This is a genomic window from Streptomyces kronopolitis (assembly GCF_050953795.1).
Classification (GTDB): Bacteria; Actinomycetota; Actinomycetes; order Streptomycetales; family Streptomycetaceae; genus Streptomyces; species Streptomyces kronopolitis_A.
On record NZ_CP191850.1, the window covers coordinates 7,367,350 to 7,382,834 of the forward strand.

Annotated in this window: 13 protein-coding genes; 1 reads left to right on the forward strand and 12 read right to left on the reverse strand. The window is 72.3% G+C overall.

The features are described from left to right. Positions 1-25 precede the first annotated feature (25 nt). The 5 genes from ACQP17_RS32585 to ACQP17_RS32605 all read right to left on the reverse strand — a co-directional run bounded on the left by ACQP17_RS32585 (position 26) and on the right by ACQP17_RS32605 (position 5,846). The gene (locus ACQP17_RS32585) at positions 26-1,225 is read right to left on the reverse strand and encodes an MFS transporter (protein WP_433859519.1); all 1,200 of its coding nucleotides are present in this window, start codon (positions 1,223-1,225) and stop codon (positions 26-28) included. A gap of 78 nt (positions 1,226-1,303) precedes the next feature. Continuing rightward, positions 1,304-3,109 carry a M4 family metallopeptidase gene (locus ACQP17_RS32590; RefSeq protein ID WP_433859520.1) on the reverse strand — a complete coding sequence of 602 codons (1,806 nt, stop codon included), beginning with the start codon at positions 3,107-3,109 and terminating at the stop codon, positions 1,304-1,306. A 475-nt stretch (positions 3,110-3,584) separates the two neighbouring features. Then, positions 3,585-3,875: a hypothetical protein gene (locus ACQP17_RS32595; RefSeq protein WP_364874143.1), complete on the reverse strand. Its 291-nt coding sequence runs from the start codon at positions 3,873-3,875 to the stop codon at positions 3,585-3,587. Positions 3,876-4,253: 378 nt separating this feature from the next. Beyond that, positions 4,254-4,505 (reverse strand): hypothetical protein, encoded by a 252-nt coding sequence (locus ACQP17_RS32600; protein WP_364874141.1) that lies wholly within the window; start codon positions 4,503-4,505, stop codon positions 4,254-4,256. Positions 4,506-4,688: 183 nt separating this feature from the next. Further along, the gene (locus ACQP17_RS32605; RefSeq protein WP_433859521.1) at positions 4,689-5,846 is read right to left on the reverse strand and encodes a PP2C family protein-serine/threonine phosphatase; all 1,158 of its coding nucleotides are present in this window, start codon (positions 5,844-5,846) and stop codon (positions 4,689-4,691) included. Positions 5,847-6,235: 389 nt separating this feature from the next. Between ACQP17_RS32605 and ACQP17_RS32610 the strand changes: the two genes are divergently transcribed. Next, complete coding sequence (locus tag ACQP17_RS32610; protein WP_433859522.1) at positions 6,236-7,162, forward strand: DMT family transporter; 927 nt, start codon at positions 6,236-6,238, stop codon at positions 7,160-7,162. Positions 7,163-7,183: 21 nt separating this feature from the next. On the opposite strand, the gene ACQP17_RS32615 is transcribed toward ACQP17_RS32610, so the two are convergent. From ACQP17_RS32615 to ACQP17_RS32645, 7 genes are all read right to left on the reverse strand, one after another. Beyond that, positions 7,184-8,617 carry an aminobutyraldehyde dehydrogenase gene (locus tag ACQP17_RS32615; RefSeq protein ID WP_433859523.1) on the reverse strand — a complete coding sequence of 478 codons (1,434 nt, stop codon included), beginning with the start codon at positions 8,615-8,617 and terminating at the stop codon, positions 7,184-7,186. Then, a complete protein-coding gene (locus ACQP17_RS32620) occupies positions 8,610-9,923 on the reverse strand; it encodes a flavin monoamine oxidase family protein (protein ID WP_433859524.1) in 1,314 nt (437 codons plus the stop codon). The genes ACQP17_RS32615 and ACQP17_RS32620 overlap by 8 nt, the downstream gene beginning before the upstream one ends. A gap of 79 nt (positions 9,924-10,002) precedes the next feature. Then, positions 10,003-11,112 (reverse strand): ABC transporter ATP-binding protein, encoded by a 1,110-nt coding sequence (locus ACQP17_RS32625; protein ID WP_433859525.1) that lies wholly within the window; start codon positions 11,110-11,112, stop codon positions 10,003-10,005. A gap of 5 nt (positions 11,113-11,117) precedes the next feature. Beyond that, positions 11,118-11,963, reverse strand: coding sequence for an ABC transporter permease (locus tag ACQP17_RS32630; protein ID WP_189102029.1), 846 nt, complete (start codon positions 11,961-11,963; stop codon positions 11,118-11,120). Next, complete coding sequence (locus ACQP17_RS32635; protein WP_364874129.1) at positions 11,960-12,862, reverse strand: ABC transporter permease; 903 nt, start codon at positions 12,860-12,862, stop codon at positions 11,960-11,962. The genes ACQP17_RS32630 and ACQP17_RS32635 overlap by 4 nt, the downstream gene beginning before the upstream one ends. Before the next feature lies 1 nt (position 12,863). After that, positions 12,864-13,997 (reverse strand): polyamine ABC transporter substrate-binding protein, encoded by a 1,134-nt coding sequence (locus ACQP17_RS32640; RefSeq protein ID WP_433859526.1) that lies wholly within the window; start codon positions 13,995-13,997, stop codon positions 12,864-12,866. A gap of 142 nt (positions 13,998-14,139) precedes the next feature. Continuing rightward, the gene (locus ACQP17_RS32645; protein ID WP_433859527.1) at positions 14,140-15,291 is read right to left on the reverse strand and encodes an aromatic ring-hydroxylating oxygenase subunit alpha; all 1,152 of its coding nucleotides are present in this window, start codon (positions 15,289-15,291) and stop codon (positions 14,140-14,142) included. Between the last annotated feature and the right edge of the window lie 194 nt (positions 15,292-15,485).

A 15,485-nucleotide genomic window follows, 5' to 3' on the forward strand; every position in this document is an offset into this window, starting at 1 on the left:
CGGCGGGCGCCGGGCCGGATGACGGTCAGTCGTCGTCCGTCGGCGGCCGCCGCAGGACGTAGAGCCCGACGGCCACGGTCACCACGATGACGCAGGCGGAGAAGGTCAGGCCCGCGCCGCGCAGCCCGAGTGTGAGGGTGAGCGCGCCGACGCCGACGACCGGCAGCGAGATGCCGAGGTAGGCGACGAGGAAGAAGGCCGAGATGGTGCCGCCGCGGTGCGCGGCCGGTGCCGCCCGGCCCACCGCGGTCAGCCCGGCGCGGAACGCCAGGCCCTGGCCGACGCCGCCGCAGACCGCCCCGGCGATCAGGACCGGCAGGGATTCCACGGCCAGCGAGGTGGCCACCAGCACGAGGCCCACCACCAGCACCAGACAGCCGCAGGGCAGCGCCCGGCGGGTACCGATCCGCTCCGTCAGGGACTGGCCCGTGGTGGACCCCAGGAACACGGTGAAGACGATCAGCCCGTCGAGGGCCAGGTTGTGCACGCCCAGGGTCTGGCCGAGGAAGCTCGGCGCCACGGCGGTGAACAGGCCCAGCAGCGAGAAGCCGGCGAAGGCGGCGACGGCCGAGGGGGCGAAGACGCCGCGGACCTCGGGTGGCAGGTCCAGGCCCTGCGGCCGCAGGGATCGGGGGCGGTGCGGCCGTGCGACGGTCTCCGGGAGCAGCCAGGTCGCCACGGCCGCGACGGCCACCAGCGCGAGGTGCACCACGAACGGCAGCTTCAGCGGCCAGGGGGCGTACTGGGCCAGCAGGCCCGACAGCAGCGGGCCGCAGCCGAGACCGCCCATGTTCGCGGCGGTGGCGGCGAATCCCGCCCGCACCTCCTGGCCGGGCGCGGCGAGTTCCAGCACCGTCGCGGTGGCGGCGCCGCTGAACAGCCCGGCGGCGAAGCCGGACAGCACCCGCCCGAGCAGCAGCATCGGCAGCCCGCCCTCGAAGAGGAAGCACAGGGCGCTCGCCGCGGACAGCCCCAGCGCGACCAGCAGCACCGGGCGCCGCCCCACCTCGTCGGAGACGTTGCCCGCGAGCAGCAGCACCGTGATCACACCCAGCGCGTACACCGCGAAGACCACGGTCACCATCAGCTCGGAGAACCCGAGCTGGGCGCGGTAGAGCCCGTAGAGCGGGGTGGGAAGCGTGGTGCCGGCCATGCCGACGGCGAACACTCCCGCCGCGACCGGGTAGCCGAGCCGCCGTCCGCCGCCCGTGCGATCAGTGATCATGGGCTCCAACGTAGCCGGACGCGGAGCGTGGTGCCCCCGCGGCGTGCGGGGGCACCACGCGTGCCCGGACCCGGAGGATCAGTGCCGGGCGGAGGGCGAGTTGGCCGCCGTCACGTTCACCGCGGACCAGGCCTTGTTCACCGTCTTGTACTCGGTGCTGGAAGCGCCGTAGAGGTCCTTGGCGGCGTGCAGGGTGGCGACCCGCGCGTCATGGAAGTCGGTCGTGGAGACCATGTACCGGGTGAGCGCCCGGTAGAAGATCGCCGTCGCCTTGGTCCGCCCGATGCCGGTCACCTTGGAGCCGTCGTGGGTGGGGGAGTCGTAGGCGACACCGCCGAGGGTCTTCTTCCCGCTGCCCTCGGCCAGCAGGTAGTAGGCGTGCGAGGAGATGCCGGAACCGGCGTGCACCTCGGTGTCGTAGGCCGCCTTCGACCAGTAGTCGACGGTGCCCTCCAGCTTGTCCAGGGAGGGCTTGTCCAGACGGCGCAGGAACTTCTGCTGGAGGCCGAGCTTCTCGCCCATCAGGTAATTCGGCGGGTTCTTCGGGTTGTTGGCCGAGAACTCGACCGCGCTGCCGAAGATGTCCGCCAGCGACTCGTTGAGGGCGCCCGGCTCGCCGTACTGGTTGCCCTCCTCGTCGACGCGGGTGGCCCGGAGCTTGGCCGTCGCGTCGACCACGCCGTGCGTCAGCTCGTGGCCCGTGACGTCCAGGACGACCAGGGGCTTGGCGAACGTCGCGCCGTCACCGTCGCCGTAGAGCATGCAGCCGCAGTCGGACGACCAGTAGGCGTTGCCGACCTTCTTGCCGAAGTGCACCAGGGCGTGGGCCCCGCGGCCGTCGTTCTTGATGCCCTTGCGGCCGAACGTCTTCTTGTAGAAGTCGAGCGTGCTGGTGATGCCGTACTGGGCATCCACGGCGGCGGTGGCCCGGCTGCTCGTGGTGCCGTTGCCCCAGCGGTTGGTGGCGCTCGTGAACGCCTTGCCGGCGGAGAACTTCTCCAGCTCCTTGTTGCCGGCGTCGCGGGTCTCGGTGTTGCCGCGGGTGGAGTCCTTGAGGGTGAAGGACTTCTTCGCCGTCCGGGTGGTGGACAGCGGCACCTTGCCGACGAACAGCGACGAGCCGGTGCCCTTGGCCGCGGCCGGGTAGCCGGGGGTCGCCGCCGCCTCGGGGCTGACGGGCGCCGCGGGAGCGGCCAGCCCGGTCGAGGGGTTGAGGTGCTCGCCCCGAGCGCGCAGCTTCTTCTGCAGCGCGGGCGACAGGAAGGAGTCGTTGGCCGGGGTGTTGCTGAGCACCGCCCCGGTCGCCGCGTCGAGGATGACGGTACGGGCACCGTCGGCCTCGGCGGTACGGCTGTCGTCCACCTGCACCTGGTAGGCGAGCGTGGTCCGGTCGTCGCGGGCGTCCACGATCAGTTCGGCCTCGCCGGCCTGGCCCTTGGCGACGCCGGCGGCCTTCGACTGCGCCTCGCGGGCCGACAGCTTCGGGTCCGTGTCGGCCACGTCGACCTGGTGGCGGTAGGCCCGGGTGACGCCCTCGTACGCCGACTTGGCGGTCAGGTGGATGACGAGGTCGCCGCCGAGCACCGGGAGCCCGCGGTGGGTCCGGACGAAGCGGACGTGCTGCCGGCCGTCGGGGTCCACGAGGGTGTCCGTGGCCTTGAGGGTGTCCTGCTTGCCGACGCCGGTGGCGGCGGCGTGCGCGACGGCGGCGTCGCGGGCGGCGTTGACGACCTTCTGGAGGGAGGACGTCGCGGCGGGCGCAGCGGCCGGTGCGTTCTCGGTGGTGGCGGTGGTGGCGCTCGCCACCCCCGCGGTGAGCGTCGCGGCCGTCGTCACGGCGACGGCGATCGCCAGACGGTGTCTGCGTATGTGGGGTCTACGCACAGCTAGAGGTCCTTAGCGCTGTGGGGGCGGCCGGTGGTGCCAACCGCCCGTACGCGCAGTGCTGTTGTGCACCACGGGGGCCGTGGGGCCCCGCGCAAACCCTGGTATGTCTGGCATGGGCATGTAAAGAGAAATGATCAGTATGCGAGATTCCTGGGCGAAATTTGACAATTGATCAGCTTTGAGTAGCTGCAAGGTGACCAACTGTGCTCTCTGGAGAGAGACATCAGAGGGCGGGAATTGGTTGCTTCCGCGTCGCAGCGAACTGTGGGCTGTTAAAGGGAGGCCGCCGCCGGGGTGGAGGCTCACGAAAAGAGCCGCCGGGGTGCACCCGTGCGCCGCCGGGAACTCGCCCGCGGGCAACGGGATCTCATGACTCCGCTCCCGGCCTCGTCAGGGCGAGGCGGGAGCGGAGTGCGGGGAGTGCGCGGAACGGCGTGGGGTGGCCGGCGGGCCCGTCAGCGGCGAGCCGCGGTCACTGCTGGAAGAGTTCGTCCAGTGAGGCCTCGGCCCGTTCGCCGCCGCGGGCGGCCTCGACGACGGCCTGGTGGAAGGAGCGGCTGGCTTCCTCGGAAGCGCACGGGACGGGGCTGCCGGCCATCGTGTACCAGTCGGTGGCCCCGGTGTACTGCACGGCCACGTGGGCCAGATTCTCCGACCAGGTCGTATGGATGGTCAGATCGCCGTTGATCACGCCGATCTCCGCGGTGTGAACCGCGCCGGGTAGCGCGTGGATCCCGACAGTGGTCCAAGATGCCCAGGTCATGGTGGTCCCCTCGGCGACAAGGGCCCCGGCTGGCGGCCGGGCGCGGTGACTCAAGTTTGGCACCGGTGGTCCGGTAGCGCACCGCATGCGGTGCCACGGATTCCGCTCGGCGCACCGGAACCACGGCGGCCGCGGCTCTCACCTGCCGCCGGTTGCTGTGGGCACGCACACGTCACCGTCCGTGCCCGGCGGGAGGGCGGCGTGATCCGCCCCGAAGCCGGGTGAGCGGCGCGGCTGCCCGCACGGGCAGTTGGCCGCCGGGCCGGGGGCGGTGCACCGGGGACCGGCCCGTGGCGCTCCGCCCGCACGAGCCGTACCGGGGTCCGTGCGAAGGGCGCCGACGGCCGGGCCGGAGGCCGGCGGCGCGGGGGCGGAATCTCAGTCGATGACCGTATGGAAGAAGGTGACGGCGGCGCCGAAGGCCGCGCCGCCGACGAGCGTCGCGGAAGCCGGGGTGCCGCCGTTGACGAAGGTGAGTACCCCGGCGCCGATGGCGGTGAGGGCGCCCAGCAGAAAAATCACGGCGGCGCGCTGACTCAGCAGGGTTGATCTGTTGTCGGACACATCAACTCCGATCTGCGCGGGAGCGAGGAATCGCTCGGTGCGGATGCTGATGCTCTTACTGATCATCTCATCCTTCTCCCGGCATTTTCGGTAGCACACGAGGAAATTCCGAAAAGCCCACGGAAAGCAGCAACGCGGCGCTGTCCGGGGCGTGTCGCGGCACATCCACTTGCCGGGCCAGGTCGCGTCCGCGAACGGCCGCCACCGCTGCCGACGGCCGTCGATCGCCGCCCGGGACAGGCGGATCGCTCAGGTCCCTCCTCGCCGCCCCCGGTCGGCGCCCGGCGACGGTCCGCCGTTGCCGCCGTTGCGGAACCTGCGGCGGCCCTCCGCCTGCCGGCCGATCGCCAGGACCGCCATGTCGTCGTCGCGGGGCCCGCCGGTCCAGCGCTCGACGTCCCGCACCAGCACGTCGATCAGATCCTGCGGGCCGCGGAAGGGGCCGCGGCCCGCCAGCTGTTCCGCCGGGTCGTAGAACGTGCCGGTACGGTCGCGGGCCTCGGTCACCCCGTCGGTGACCAGCAGCAGGGTGCTGCCGGCCGGGAACGGCCAGTCGGCCGGCGAGGTCCGCGGCCCGCCCAGCGTCCCGATGCCCAGGGGCAGACCCGGATCGCGGGCCTCCAGGGGACGCACCTCGCCGTCCTGGCAGAGGTAGGGCGCCGGGTGACCGCAGTCCAGCATCCGCAGCCCGCTGCCGCCCGGGAGGACTTCGCAGATCAGGGCCGTGATGAAGCCCTCCAGATGATTCTCCTCCGAGGTCTGCTCGCTCTCCCGCAGCAGGGCGCGCTCCATCCGGTCGGCCACCGCCGTGAGGTCCGGTTCCTGCTCGGCCGCCTCGCGGAAGGCGCCCAGCAGCACGGACACCGCACTCACCGCGCCCAGCCCCTTGCCCCGTACGTCGGCGATCAGCAGCCGGACGCCGAACGGGGTGCGCTGCACGGCGTAGGCGTCCCCGCCGATCCGGGCCTGGCTCTGGGCGGCCTGGTAGCGGGCGGCGACGGTCAGCGGGCCGATGCGTTTCGGGGGCGCGGGCAGCACGGCGAGCTGGGCGGCCTCGGCCACCGTACGGACGACGTCCAGGCGGCGTCCGTACCGGGCGATCACCCGGTTGACGCCGATGCCCATGAGCGCGGCGAAGACGGTGTTGATGAGCTCCACGTACCCGACGACGTCGCCGGCGGTGCCGTCCTTCACCGTCAGCACGAAGACGCCGACGATGATGACGGCGCCGATCGTCAGGGTGTGCCGCAGCGAGAGCAGCGCACCGGCCGTCACGCTCGCCGCGATGAGCATCGGGTCACCCCAGTAGTCCGCGGGCGAGAACAGGTCCCAGAGGAGTCCCGCGACGACCAGGACGGTCGGCACGAACTCGACGTAGCGGGGCCACTCCGGGGACGGACGGGACATGGGGATTCCTGATCGGCCCTTCCTGACGCGTGGGCACCGCCGTGCCGGCCGGCCCCGCACGCGCGGCGGCGCCGGGGGCCGGCGGTGTCCGCCCGGGGGCCGGTACCCCGTGCGGTGCGCTGACGGCCTTCAGCCTTCGGCCCGCGGCCCCGCCCGGCCACCCGGACGGCCCGAACGTGTGTCATCCCGTTGCTGCCGGGTCCGCCGCGCCCGCCACTCCGGTGACCACCGTCCAGCTCAGCGAATGCGGCCGCCCGGTGTCCGTGTCGCCGGTGCACCGGCGGTGGCTGCCGATAGCGTCGAAGCCCACCACGGCGCCACACCGCCCCGCCCGAGGACCGGCGCGGCACCCCTCCCGGTGGCCGGGTGCCCGACGAGGAGGTGGGCGCGTGGCCCCATGGCCGTCCGTGGTGTTCGCGCTGCTCGCGGCGGCCAGCAACGCGCTGGCCACGGTGCTCCAGCGGCGCGCGGCCCGTACCGTCCCGCTGTCCGCCGGGCTGCGCCTGGGACTGCTCGTCGATCTGCTGCACCGGGCCGTCTGGCTCGGTGGGATGCTCGCGGTCGTCGCCGCGGCGTGCTTCCAGGCGCTGGCGCTGTCGCAGGGGGCGCTGTCGGTGGTGCAGCCCCTCTTCGTGCTGGAACTGCCGCTCGCGCTGCTCATCGGCCGGGTGCTCCTCGGTGGACGGATCCCCCGCAGCGGCTGGGCGGGGGTGGCGCTGCTCGTCGTCGGACTCGGCTCCGCGCTCGCCGCCGCCGCGCCCACCATCGGCACCGCCCACGCCCCGTTCGGCCGCTGGGTGCCTGCCCTCGTGGTCTGCGCCGGGGTGATCGCGGCGGCCGTCCTCGCCGCTCTGCGCCGGGGCGCGGGCGGTGTACGGGCGGCCTGCTTCGCGGCCGCCACGGCCGTCGCCTACGCGCTCACCGCGGCCCTGATGAAGGACGCGACCCACGCCTGGCAGACCGGCGGCCCCGGCGCGTTCTTCACCGCCTGGCAGACCTACGGCTTCGCCGTGGTCGGGATCATGGCCATCTTCCTCCTGGAGAACGCCATGCAGTCGGGCCCGCTGACCGCCTCGCAGCCGGTGCTCACGCTCGGGGACGCGCTGGTGAGCCTGTCGCTGGGCGTCACCCTCTACGACGAGCGGGTACGGACCGGCTGGTGGCTGCTGCCCGAGGCGCTGGGCGTCGCCCTGGTCCTGTGGGGCGCGATGCTGCTCTCCCGCGTCGCGCTGGCCCGGGATCTGACGGGTGCGCAGGACACTCCCGCCGCGGCGTCCGGCGGGAGCGCCGCGGAAACCGAGCCGCCGTGCCCCTGAGGGGGCGGCCCGGCCGCCGGCTCACAGCATGACGTGCTTGACCTGGGTGTAGTCCAGCAGGCCGGCCAGGGACAGATCGCTGCCGTAGCCGGAGTGCTTGACCCCGCCGTGCGGCATCTCCGAGACGGTGGTGCCATGGGTGTTCACCCAGACGATCCCGGAGTGCAGCGCCCGGGTGGCCCGCATGGCCCGCCCGTGGTCGCCGGTCCACACGCTCGCCGCCAGACCGAACCGGACCCCGTTCGCCAGCCGCAGCGCCTCCTCCTCGTCGGCGAAGGGCTGCACGGTGACGACCGGACCGAAGATCTCCTCCTGCACGATCTCGTCGTCCTGCCGCACCCCGGCGACCACCGTGGGCTCGTGGAACCAGCCCGCCCGGCCGAGCGCGGACCCACCCGTCACCACCTCGGCGTGCGACGGCAGACGGCTCAACAGGCCCTGTACAGAGGCAAGTTGGGTCTCGCTGTTGAGCGGGCCGTAGTCCGCCGGGGCCCCGTCGGGCGGCCCGGTGCGCAGTGCGCGTGCCCGCTCGGCGAACGCGGCGACGAAGGCGTCATGGCGCCGCCGGTGGACCAGCAGCCGGGTGGGGGCGGTGCAGTCCTGCCCGGCGTTGAAGTAGGCGACGGCCGCCAGTTCGGCCGCGGCGGCCTCGACGTCCACATCGTCATGGACGAGCACCGGGGCGTTCCCGCCCAGCTCCAGATGGACCCGCTTGAGGTCCGCGGCGGCGGTGGCGGCGATCTCCCGCCCCGCCCGGACGCTGCCGGTGACCGCGATCAGCCGGGGCACGGGGTGCGAGGTCAGCGACCGGCCGGTGTCGCGGTCACCGCAGACCACGTTGAGCACCCCCGGCGGCAGCAGCTCCGCCGCGATCCGGGCGAGCAAGGCGGTGGACGAGGGGGTGGTGTCGGCGGGCTTGAGCACACAGGTGTTGCCTGCCGCGAGAGCCGGGGCGATCTTCCACGCGGCCATCATCAGCGGGTAGTTCCAGGGCGTGATCTGGGCGCAGACCCCGACCGGTTCGCGCCGCAGCACCGAGGTGCGGCCCTCGGTGTACTCGGCGGCGGCCGCCCCCGGGAGGTTGCGCGCCGCCCCCGCGAAGAACCGGAAGGTGTCGGTGACCGCGGGCAGTTCCTCGGACCGGAACAGCCCGGGCGGCTTGCCGGTGTCCGCGACCTCGGCGGCCACCAGGGCGTCCGCGTGGTCCTCGATCGCCTCGGCGATGCCCAGCAGGGCCCGCTGCCGCTGGGCGGGGGTGGTCAGCGACCAGCCGTCCAGGGCGCTCTGCGCCGCCGTGCAGGCCGCGTCGGTGTCGGACGGCCCGGAGCGCGGCGCGCTGCCGTGCACCGCGCCGGTGGCGGGGTCGACGAGCGCCATCAAGGCGCCGGAGGCCGACGGCCGGTCGGCCCCCGCGATGTGGTTGAGGACGGGGGAGGGGGCGGCCGGCTCAGCCATGGCGCAGCACCTCCCGCGCCGCCGCGCGCCCGGTGCGCACCGCGCCTTCCATGTAGCCGGCCACCCACTGGTCCGACCCGCAGACGTAGAAGGGCGGTTCATGGGTGCCGTGCAGCGGGCCGACCGCCATCACGTCGCCGGGGCTCCAGTGCGTGACATAGCCCTGGGTCCACGGGTCGGTGCCCCACATGCGCAGATACGACGTGAAGGGCTGGAGCGCCTCCGGTCCGTAGAGCCGGGCCACATCGGACAGCAGCTCCTGGTCGCGGACCGCGGCGGGCATCCCCAGCAGGACGCCGTAGCGCTCCGGGGGGATCAGCGCGGACAGGATGCCCTCGCTCTGCGGCCAGGTGCTGCCGAGCACCCCCTCGCACTCGGAGAGGCCGTTGAGGTCCAGGCTGCGCCAGAACGGCTTGTCGTAGGCCGCCGCGAACTTGGCGGCGACGGCCTGGCGCTGACGGTGCAGCGAGGAGAGGCGGGCCTGCGAGACGCCGGTGATCGCCACCGAGCGGAGCGGGCCCACCGGCAGCGCGCTGACCACCGCGTCCGCGGTCAGCGTCTCCCCGCCGGCCAGGCGTACCCGGCAGCCGTCCGGGCGCACCGCGACCTCCGCGACCGGCGCCGAGAGGCGGAGGCGGTGGCCGAGTTCCGCCGCCATCCGCAGTGCCACGGTCGCCGAGCCCTCGGCCACCCGCAGCCCCTCCCAGTCCTCGTAGGCATAGGGGTCGTCACCGGGGACGGCGGCGTGCTTGCGCAGCGCGGCCAGCAGCGAGGTCCGCTCGTAGGAGCCGCTGGCCAGGGCCAGTTGACCGATCTCCCAGAGCCGTACGACGGCCGGACTCGCCCCTTCGCCGCGCAGCCAGGCGCCGACCGACAGCCGGTCGAGTGCCGCGGCGTCCGGCAGGGACCAGGGGTCCTCGGGGTCGACGGTCCGGGCCAGCGCCACGAACGCCTCGGTGACCTGCTCGTGGCAGGCCTGGTCGCCGGGGCCGAACCAGTGCGGCGGGTCGCCGGCCGAGACCCCCTCCGCGGTGGCCCGCGCCATCCGGCCGGGCTCGGCGACGTAGCTGGGGACGAGGGTCAGGCCGAGCTCCGCCGCCAGCGTGCGATAGGCGGTGTGGGCCCGGCCGACCACCTCGCCGCCGAGCTGGACCAGCCGGCCGTCGGGCAGCACGGCCTGTTCGACGCGGCCGCCGACCCGGTCACGGGCCTCGACGACGAGCACATCGGCGCCCGCCGCGCTCAGGTCCCGTGCCGCGGCGAGTCCGGCGAGGCCGGCGCCGAGCACGATGACGTCGTGGTTCATCAGGGAACGATCCTTTGCAGTCGGTGGGGCGGCGGAGGGCGGCCGGAGCCGGCCCGGCGGACCGGACCGGGCCGGGCGGCTACTGGAGGACCAGACAGTGTTCGGGCCGCCAGCCGATCTCCACGCTCTCGCCGCCGCACCAGCGGTCCTCCATGCGGGAGCGGTCGGTGTTCTGCTCCAGCACGGACACCGTGACGTCGGGGGCGAGTTCGATCAGATACGTGGTGGTGGGGCCGGAGTAGACGGTCTCGCGGACCACTCCCCGCACCAGCGCCATGCCGGGTTCGAAGTCGGAGAGCCAGATCTTCTCCGGCCGGACCGACAGGCTGACGGCGGCACCGTCGGCGACGCCGCTGCGCGGACCGACCGGCAGGGAGGGGCCGCAGTCGAGGACCACCTGCCCGTCGCGGTAGGTGCCGGGGACGAGGTTGGACGTGCCCATGAAGGAGGCCACGAAGCGGCTCGCGGGGTGTTCGTAGACGTCCTCCGGCGTGCCGCACTGCTCCACCCGGCCCTCGTTCATCACCGCCACCCGGTCCGACATGGTCAGGGCCTCGTCCTGGTCGTGGGTGACGAAGACGAAGGTGATGCCGACCTCGCGCTGGATCTGCTTGAGCTCGACCTGCATCCGGCGCCGCAGTTTGAGGTCGAGCGCGGCCAGCGGCTCGTCCAGCAGCAGCACCTGGGGACGGTTGACCAGGGCGCGGGCCAGTGCCACCCGCTGCCGCTGCCCGCCGGAGAGCGTGCCGGGCTTGCGGTCGCCGAGCCCGCCGAGCTGCACCCGCTCCAGCATGGCCGCCACCCGGGTGCGGATCTCGGCCCGGGCGACACCCTTGCGCTTGAGGCCGAAGGCCACGTTGTCGGCCACCGAGAGATGGTCGAAGAGGGCGTAACTCTGGAAGACCGTATTGACGTTGCGCTTGTCGGGAGGGAGGGCGGTGACGTCCTCGCCGCTCAGCAGGACGGTGCCGGCGCTGGGGTCGGTGAAGCCGCCGATCATTCGCAGCGAGGTGGTCTTGCCGCAGCCGGACGGGCCCAGCAGGGAGAAGAACTCACCGGGTGCGATGTCCAGACAGAGGTCGTCGACCGCGGTGGAGCTGCCGTAGGTCTTGCTGATCCGGTCGAGCCGGACCGCGGGCGGGGCGCCGGCCTCGGCCGCATCGGCTCGTGGGGTGTCGATGGAGGTCATGGGTGTCACTTCCCGGAGAGCAGATCGAGGCCACCGCGGCGGCCGAAGAGCCGCGGGATGGCCAGGGCGAGCGCGATGAGGCCGATGGAGCCGGCCAGCATCAGCGTGCCGACGGCGTTGATGGTGGGCTGCACCCCGAACCGGATGGCGGAGTAGATCCGGACCGACAGCGGCTGCGGGTCCACGCCGGTGGTGAAGTACGCCAGCACGAAGTCGTCGAAGACCAGGGCGAAGACCAGCACCGCCGAGGCCAGGATGCTGGGCAGCAGGGCGGGCAGGGTCACCAGCCGCAGGGCCTGCCAGCGGGTGGCGCCCAGATCCATCGCGGCCTCCTCGACCTCCGGGTTGAGGGCGGCGATCCGCGAGCGCAGGATCACCGTCACATAGGAGATGGAGAACGTGATCTCCGCGAGCATGACCGTGCCGGAGGACAGGGTGATGCCCATGCCCTTGAAGAGCAGCATCGCGGCGACCCCGGTGACGATCTCCGGGGTGATCAGCGGCACCAGCATGATCAGGCCGGCCAGCGACCCCAGCCGGGTACGGCAGCGCACCAGCCCCAGGGCCAGCGCCACCCCGAGGAGCACCGAACCGGCCATCGCCACCAGGGAGATCCGCAGGCTCATGCCGAGCGACTCGATCAGCACGTTGTCGTGGAAGAAGGCGGTGTACCAGCGCAGGCTCAGGCCCTTGAAGACGGTCAGGGACTTCTGGGCGTTGAAGGAGAAGAGGACGACCACCCCGATGGGGAGGTAGAGCAGCACGAAGAAGACGGCGGTGACCGCGAGGGCGAGCCGGGGGCGGCGGTCGGTGCCGCGGCGGTGCCGGCGGTGCAGGGGGCGAAGTGTCATCGGGCGGCCTCCGCCTCGTCCTTGCGGGTGCGCCGCAGGTAGCCGAGCATCCCGAGGAACAGCACCGCCATCATCAGCATGGTGAGGGCGGATCCCAGCGGCCAGTTCTGGCCCGCGAAGAACTTGTCCTGGATCAGGTTGCCGATCATGATCTGGTCCGGTCCGCCCATCAGCTGGGCACTCACGAAGTCCCCCATGGCGGGCAGGAAGACCAGGACGGCGCCGGCGGCCGCGCCCTGCCGGGTGGCCGGGAGGGTGACGAAGAAGAAGGTCCGCAGCGGCCCGCCGTACAGGTCGCGGCCTGCCTCGATCAGGGAGAGATCCATCCGCTCCAGCGCCGCGTACAGCGGGATGATCATGAAGACGATGAAGCCGTAGACCAGCCCGGCGATCACGCCGACGCCGCTCTGCAGGATCTTGGTGTGCCCGTCCGCCAGCCCGACGGCGCGCAGTGCCTTCAGCACCGGGCCGTCGTCGGAGAGCACCACCGACCAGCCGTACATCCGCACCAGGTAGTTGGCGAAGAACGGCACCACGATCGCGGCGATCAGCAGATGCTTGAAGCGGCCGCCGTGCAGCGCGATGCAGTAGGCGACCGGGTAGGCCACGACGAGGCAGACGGCGCAGGCGATCAGGGCGAACACCAGCGACCGCAGCAGCACGATGCGGTAGGCGGGGTCGGCCAACGCCGTGATGTTGTCGAAGTTGAGGCCGAACCGCGGGTTGCCGAGCGGGTCGGTGGTGCCCAGCGCCAGGGTGGCCACCAGGATCAGGGAGGCGATCAGGAACCCGGTCATCCACAGGGTGCCGGGGAGCATCAGCCAGGTCCACAGCCGGGTGCCGGACGCGGAGCGGCGGCGCGGGGGCCCGGGTGGCCCGGAGGGGGTGCGTAGTGCCATGTCAGCCGGCTTTCACGTGGGTCCAGGCGGTATCGCGGGCCTGTTCGCCCTTGGGCGAGGCATTGCGGAAGAAGAGATCGGCCTTGAGGTCGTCGGGGGAGACCAGGCAGTGCGGGAACGGCCGTACCAGCGCGGCGTAGACGTCCTCGCTGCCGTGGACCGGCATGGGGTAGCCGATGTACTGGACGTTCTTGCGGACGTTCTCGGGCCGGAGCATGTAGTCGATGAAGAGCATCGCGGTGCCGGGGTGGCGGGCGTTGGCGGGGACGGCGTAGCAGTCCGAGTTGATCGGCGCGCCCTCGCGCGCCACCTCGAAGCCGAGCACGGAGGGGTCCTTCGCCTGCCCCAGCATCGCGGCCATGTCGCCGCTCCAGGCCTGGGTCATCGCGGCGTTGCCGTTGAGCAGGTTGTTGTAGCTGTCGCTGGAGAAGCCGCGCAGCCGGGGGCGGAGGCTTTGCAGCGTGTCGGTGATCCGGGCGAGGTCGCGTGCGTCGGTGGTGCCCAGGTCCAGGCCGAGCTTGAGCGCGGCCATGCCGAGCACCTCGTCGCGGTCGTCGAGGACGAAGACCTGGTTCCTGGCCCGGTCGTTCCACAGGTCGTCCCAGGAGCCGGCCAGGTCGTCGCCGATCCGGTCCTTCCGCCAGCCGATGCCGGTCTTGTACATGGTGAAGGGGACGGTGTGCGCCGAGCGGCGGTCGTACCAGGGATCGGCGAAGTACCGGTAGTGGTCGAACACCGCCCCGCTGTTCTTCAGCCGGGAGTGGTCGATGCGGCGCAGCCGGCGTCCCTGGGTGAGGCGCTGGGCCCATTTCGCGGTGGGGAAGATGATGTCGTAGCGGTTGCCGGCGTTGAGCTTGGCGGCCATGCCCTCCATCGAGTCGAAGTTGGACTGGATGACCTTGACGCCGTATTCCTTCTCGAATCCGTCGAAGACGGCCGGGGCGACGAAATCCGCCCAGTTGAAATACACCAGGTCACCGTCGACCTTGACGTCGATGGGCCGGTCCGGGTCGCCGAAGGCGTTGCGGTCCTCGGGCAGAAATCCGCACCCGGCCAGGCCCAGGCCGAGGCCCGCGGCGAGGCCCGAGCGCAGCACCGCACGGCGGGAGGGGGGTGGGGTTTCCTCGGGGGACATGGGGTCCTCTCCGTAGGGTGGAGCTGTTCCAGGGCACGGTCACGGGGACACGGAGGCCCTGTTCTCCGTGCGGGACCAACAGCCGTGGCGCGTGGCGGCGCGCCGTGGGGGACGGCTGGTACAGCTGCCTCAGCCGCGGGGGTCAGCGCATCGCGCCCCCGAGGTCGCTACGTATCCGGTCGGCGAACCAGCCGACCGCGGCCTCCCGGCGGGACAGGGGGCCCGGCTCGAAGCCCGGTGTGCCGAGCCCCTTTTGCACCCGGCCCACCAGTTCCACGTCCTCGTCATTGGTGATCCAGCCGATGTGGATGTTGAGCCGCCGGGCGAGCCGGGTGCGGGCACTCGTCCCGCGGCGGGTGTAGAAGGCGCCGGGGACCGCGACCCGGTCGACCGCCGTGGGTATGGCGGTCCAGGCAAGCACATGGTCGGGGTAGAAGTCGATGAGTGTGTTGGGGTAGATCACCGCGTACCGCCAGACCCGCCGGTCCGCCTCCCGCAGCCCGGGCATGGGGGCGGCGAGACGCTGGTAGAGCCGCTCGGCCCAGTTCGAGGACGGTTTGTCCCGCAGCGGCGAGGCGAAGAGCGCGTAGGACCCGGCGGTCTCGCAGGTGTAGCCCTGGTAGTCGAGCAGCCGCATCAGACCGGGGTGGGCGACCGGGACGTGATACCCCTCCAGGTAGTTGTCGACCGCGACCTTCCAGTTCGCCGGCTGCACCTCGGCGCCGGCCACATCGTGGATGCGGCCGCGGCCCACCGGCACCAGGTCGGCGTCCACGTAGTGGCCGACGGCCTCGGCCAGCCCGGCGCACTGTTCGGCCAGCGGCACCGCGTCCGGGTCGAGGTTGGCGAAGACGAACCCGAGGAACGACTCGACCCGGACCGGGAAGAGGCCGAGCGCCGGCTTGTCCAGGCACGGGATCTGACGGGCCTCGGGGGCGCCGACCAGCCGCCCGTCGAGCTTGTACGTCCAGCCGTGATACGGGCACCGGATGGCCTTGCCGGACGGTTCGGGGGCGGAGACCAGGCGGGTGCCCCGGTGCCGGCAGACGTTGAGATGTCCGGCAAGGGTGCCGTCCTCGGTGCGCACGACCAGTACCTCGCGGTCGGCGACGGTGGCGGCGAGCCGCGCGCCGGGGCCGGGGAGATCGGATTCATGGCACACGAGCTGCCAGGACCTGGCGAAGATGTGCTGCGTCTCGGCGGCGACCAGAGCCGGGTCGGTGTAGTAGCGAGCGGCCAGGGCCTGCCCAGGGGTGTCCTGTACGGGGACCGTCGTGGTGGCTTCGGGGCGCATCGGGTCACTCCTCCATGCCGCACGGGTGAGCGGTCGAGGCGGTGGCGGCCGAGGTGAAAGGCCCGTACCGGTGCGCCGGATCCCGTGCTGACTAATTGGTCAGTCAGATTGCTGGCGAGTGTCGGCGAAGTCAAGACTTGTGTCCTGACTAATTGGTTAGTTAGTCTAGTGGAAGCGCCGCTCCGGTGCTCCGC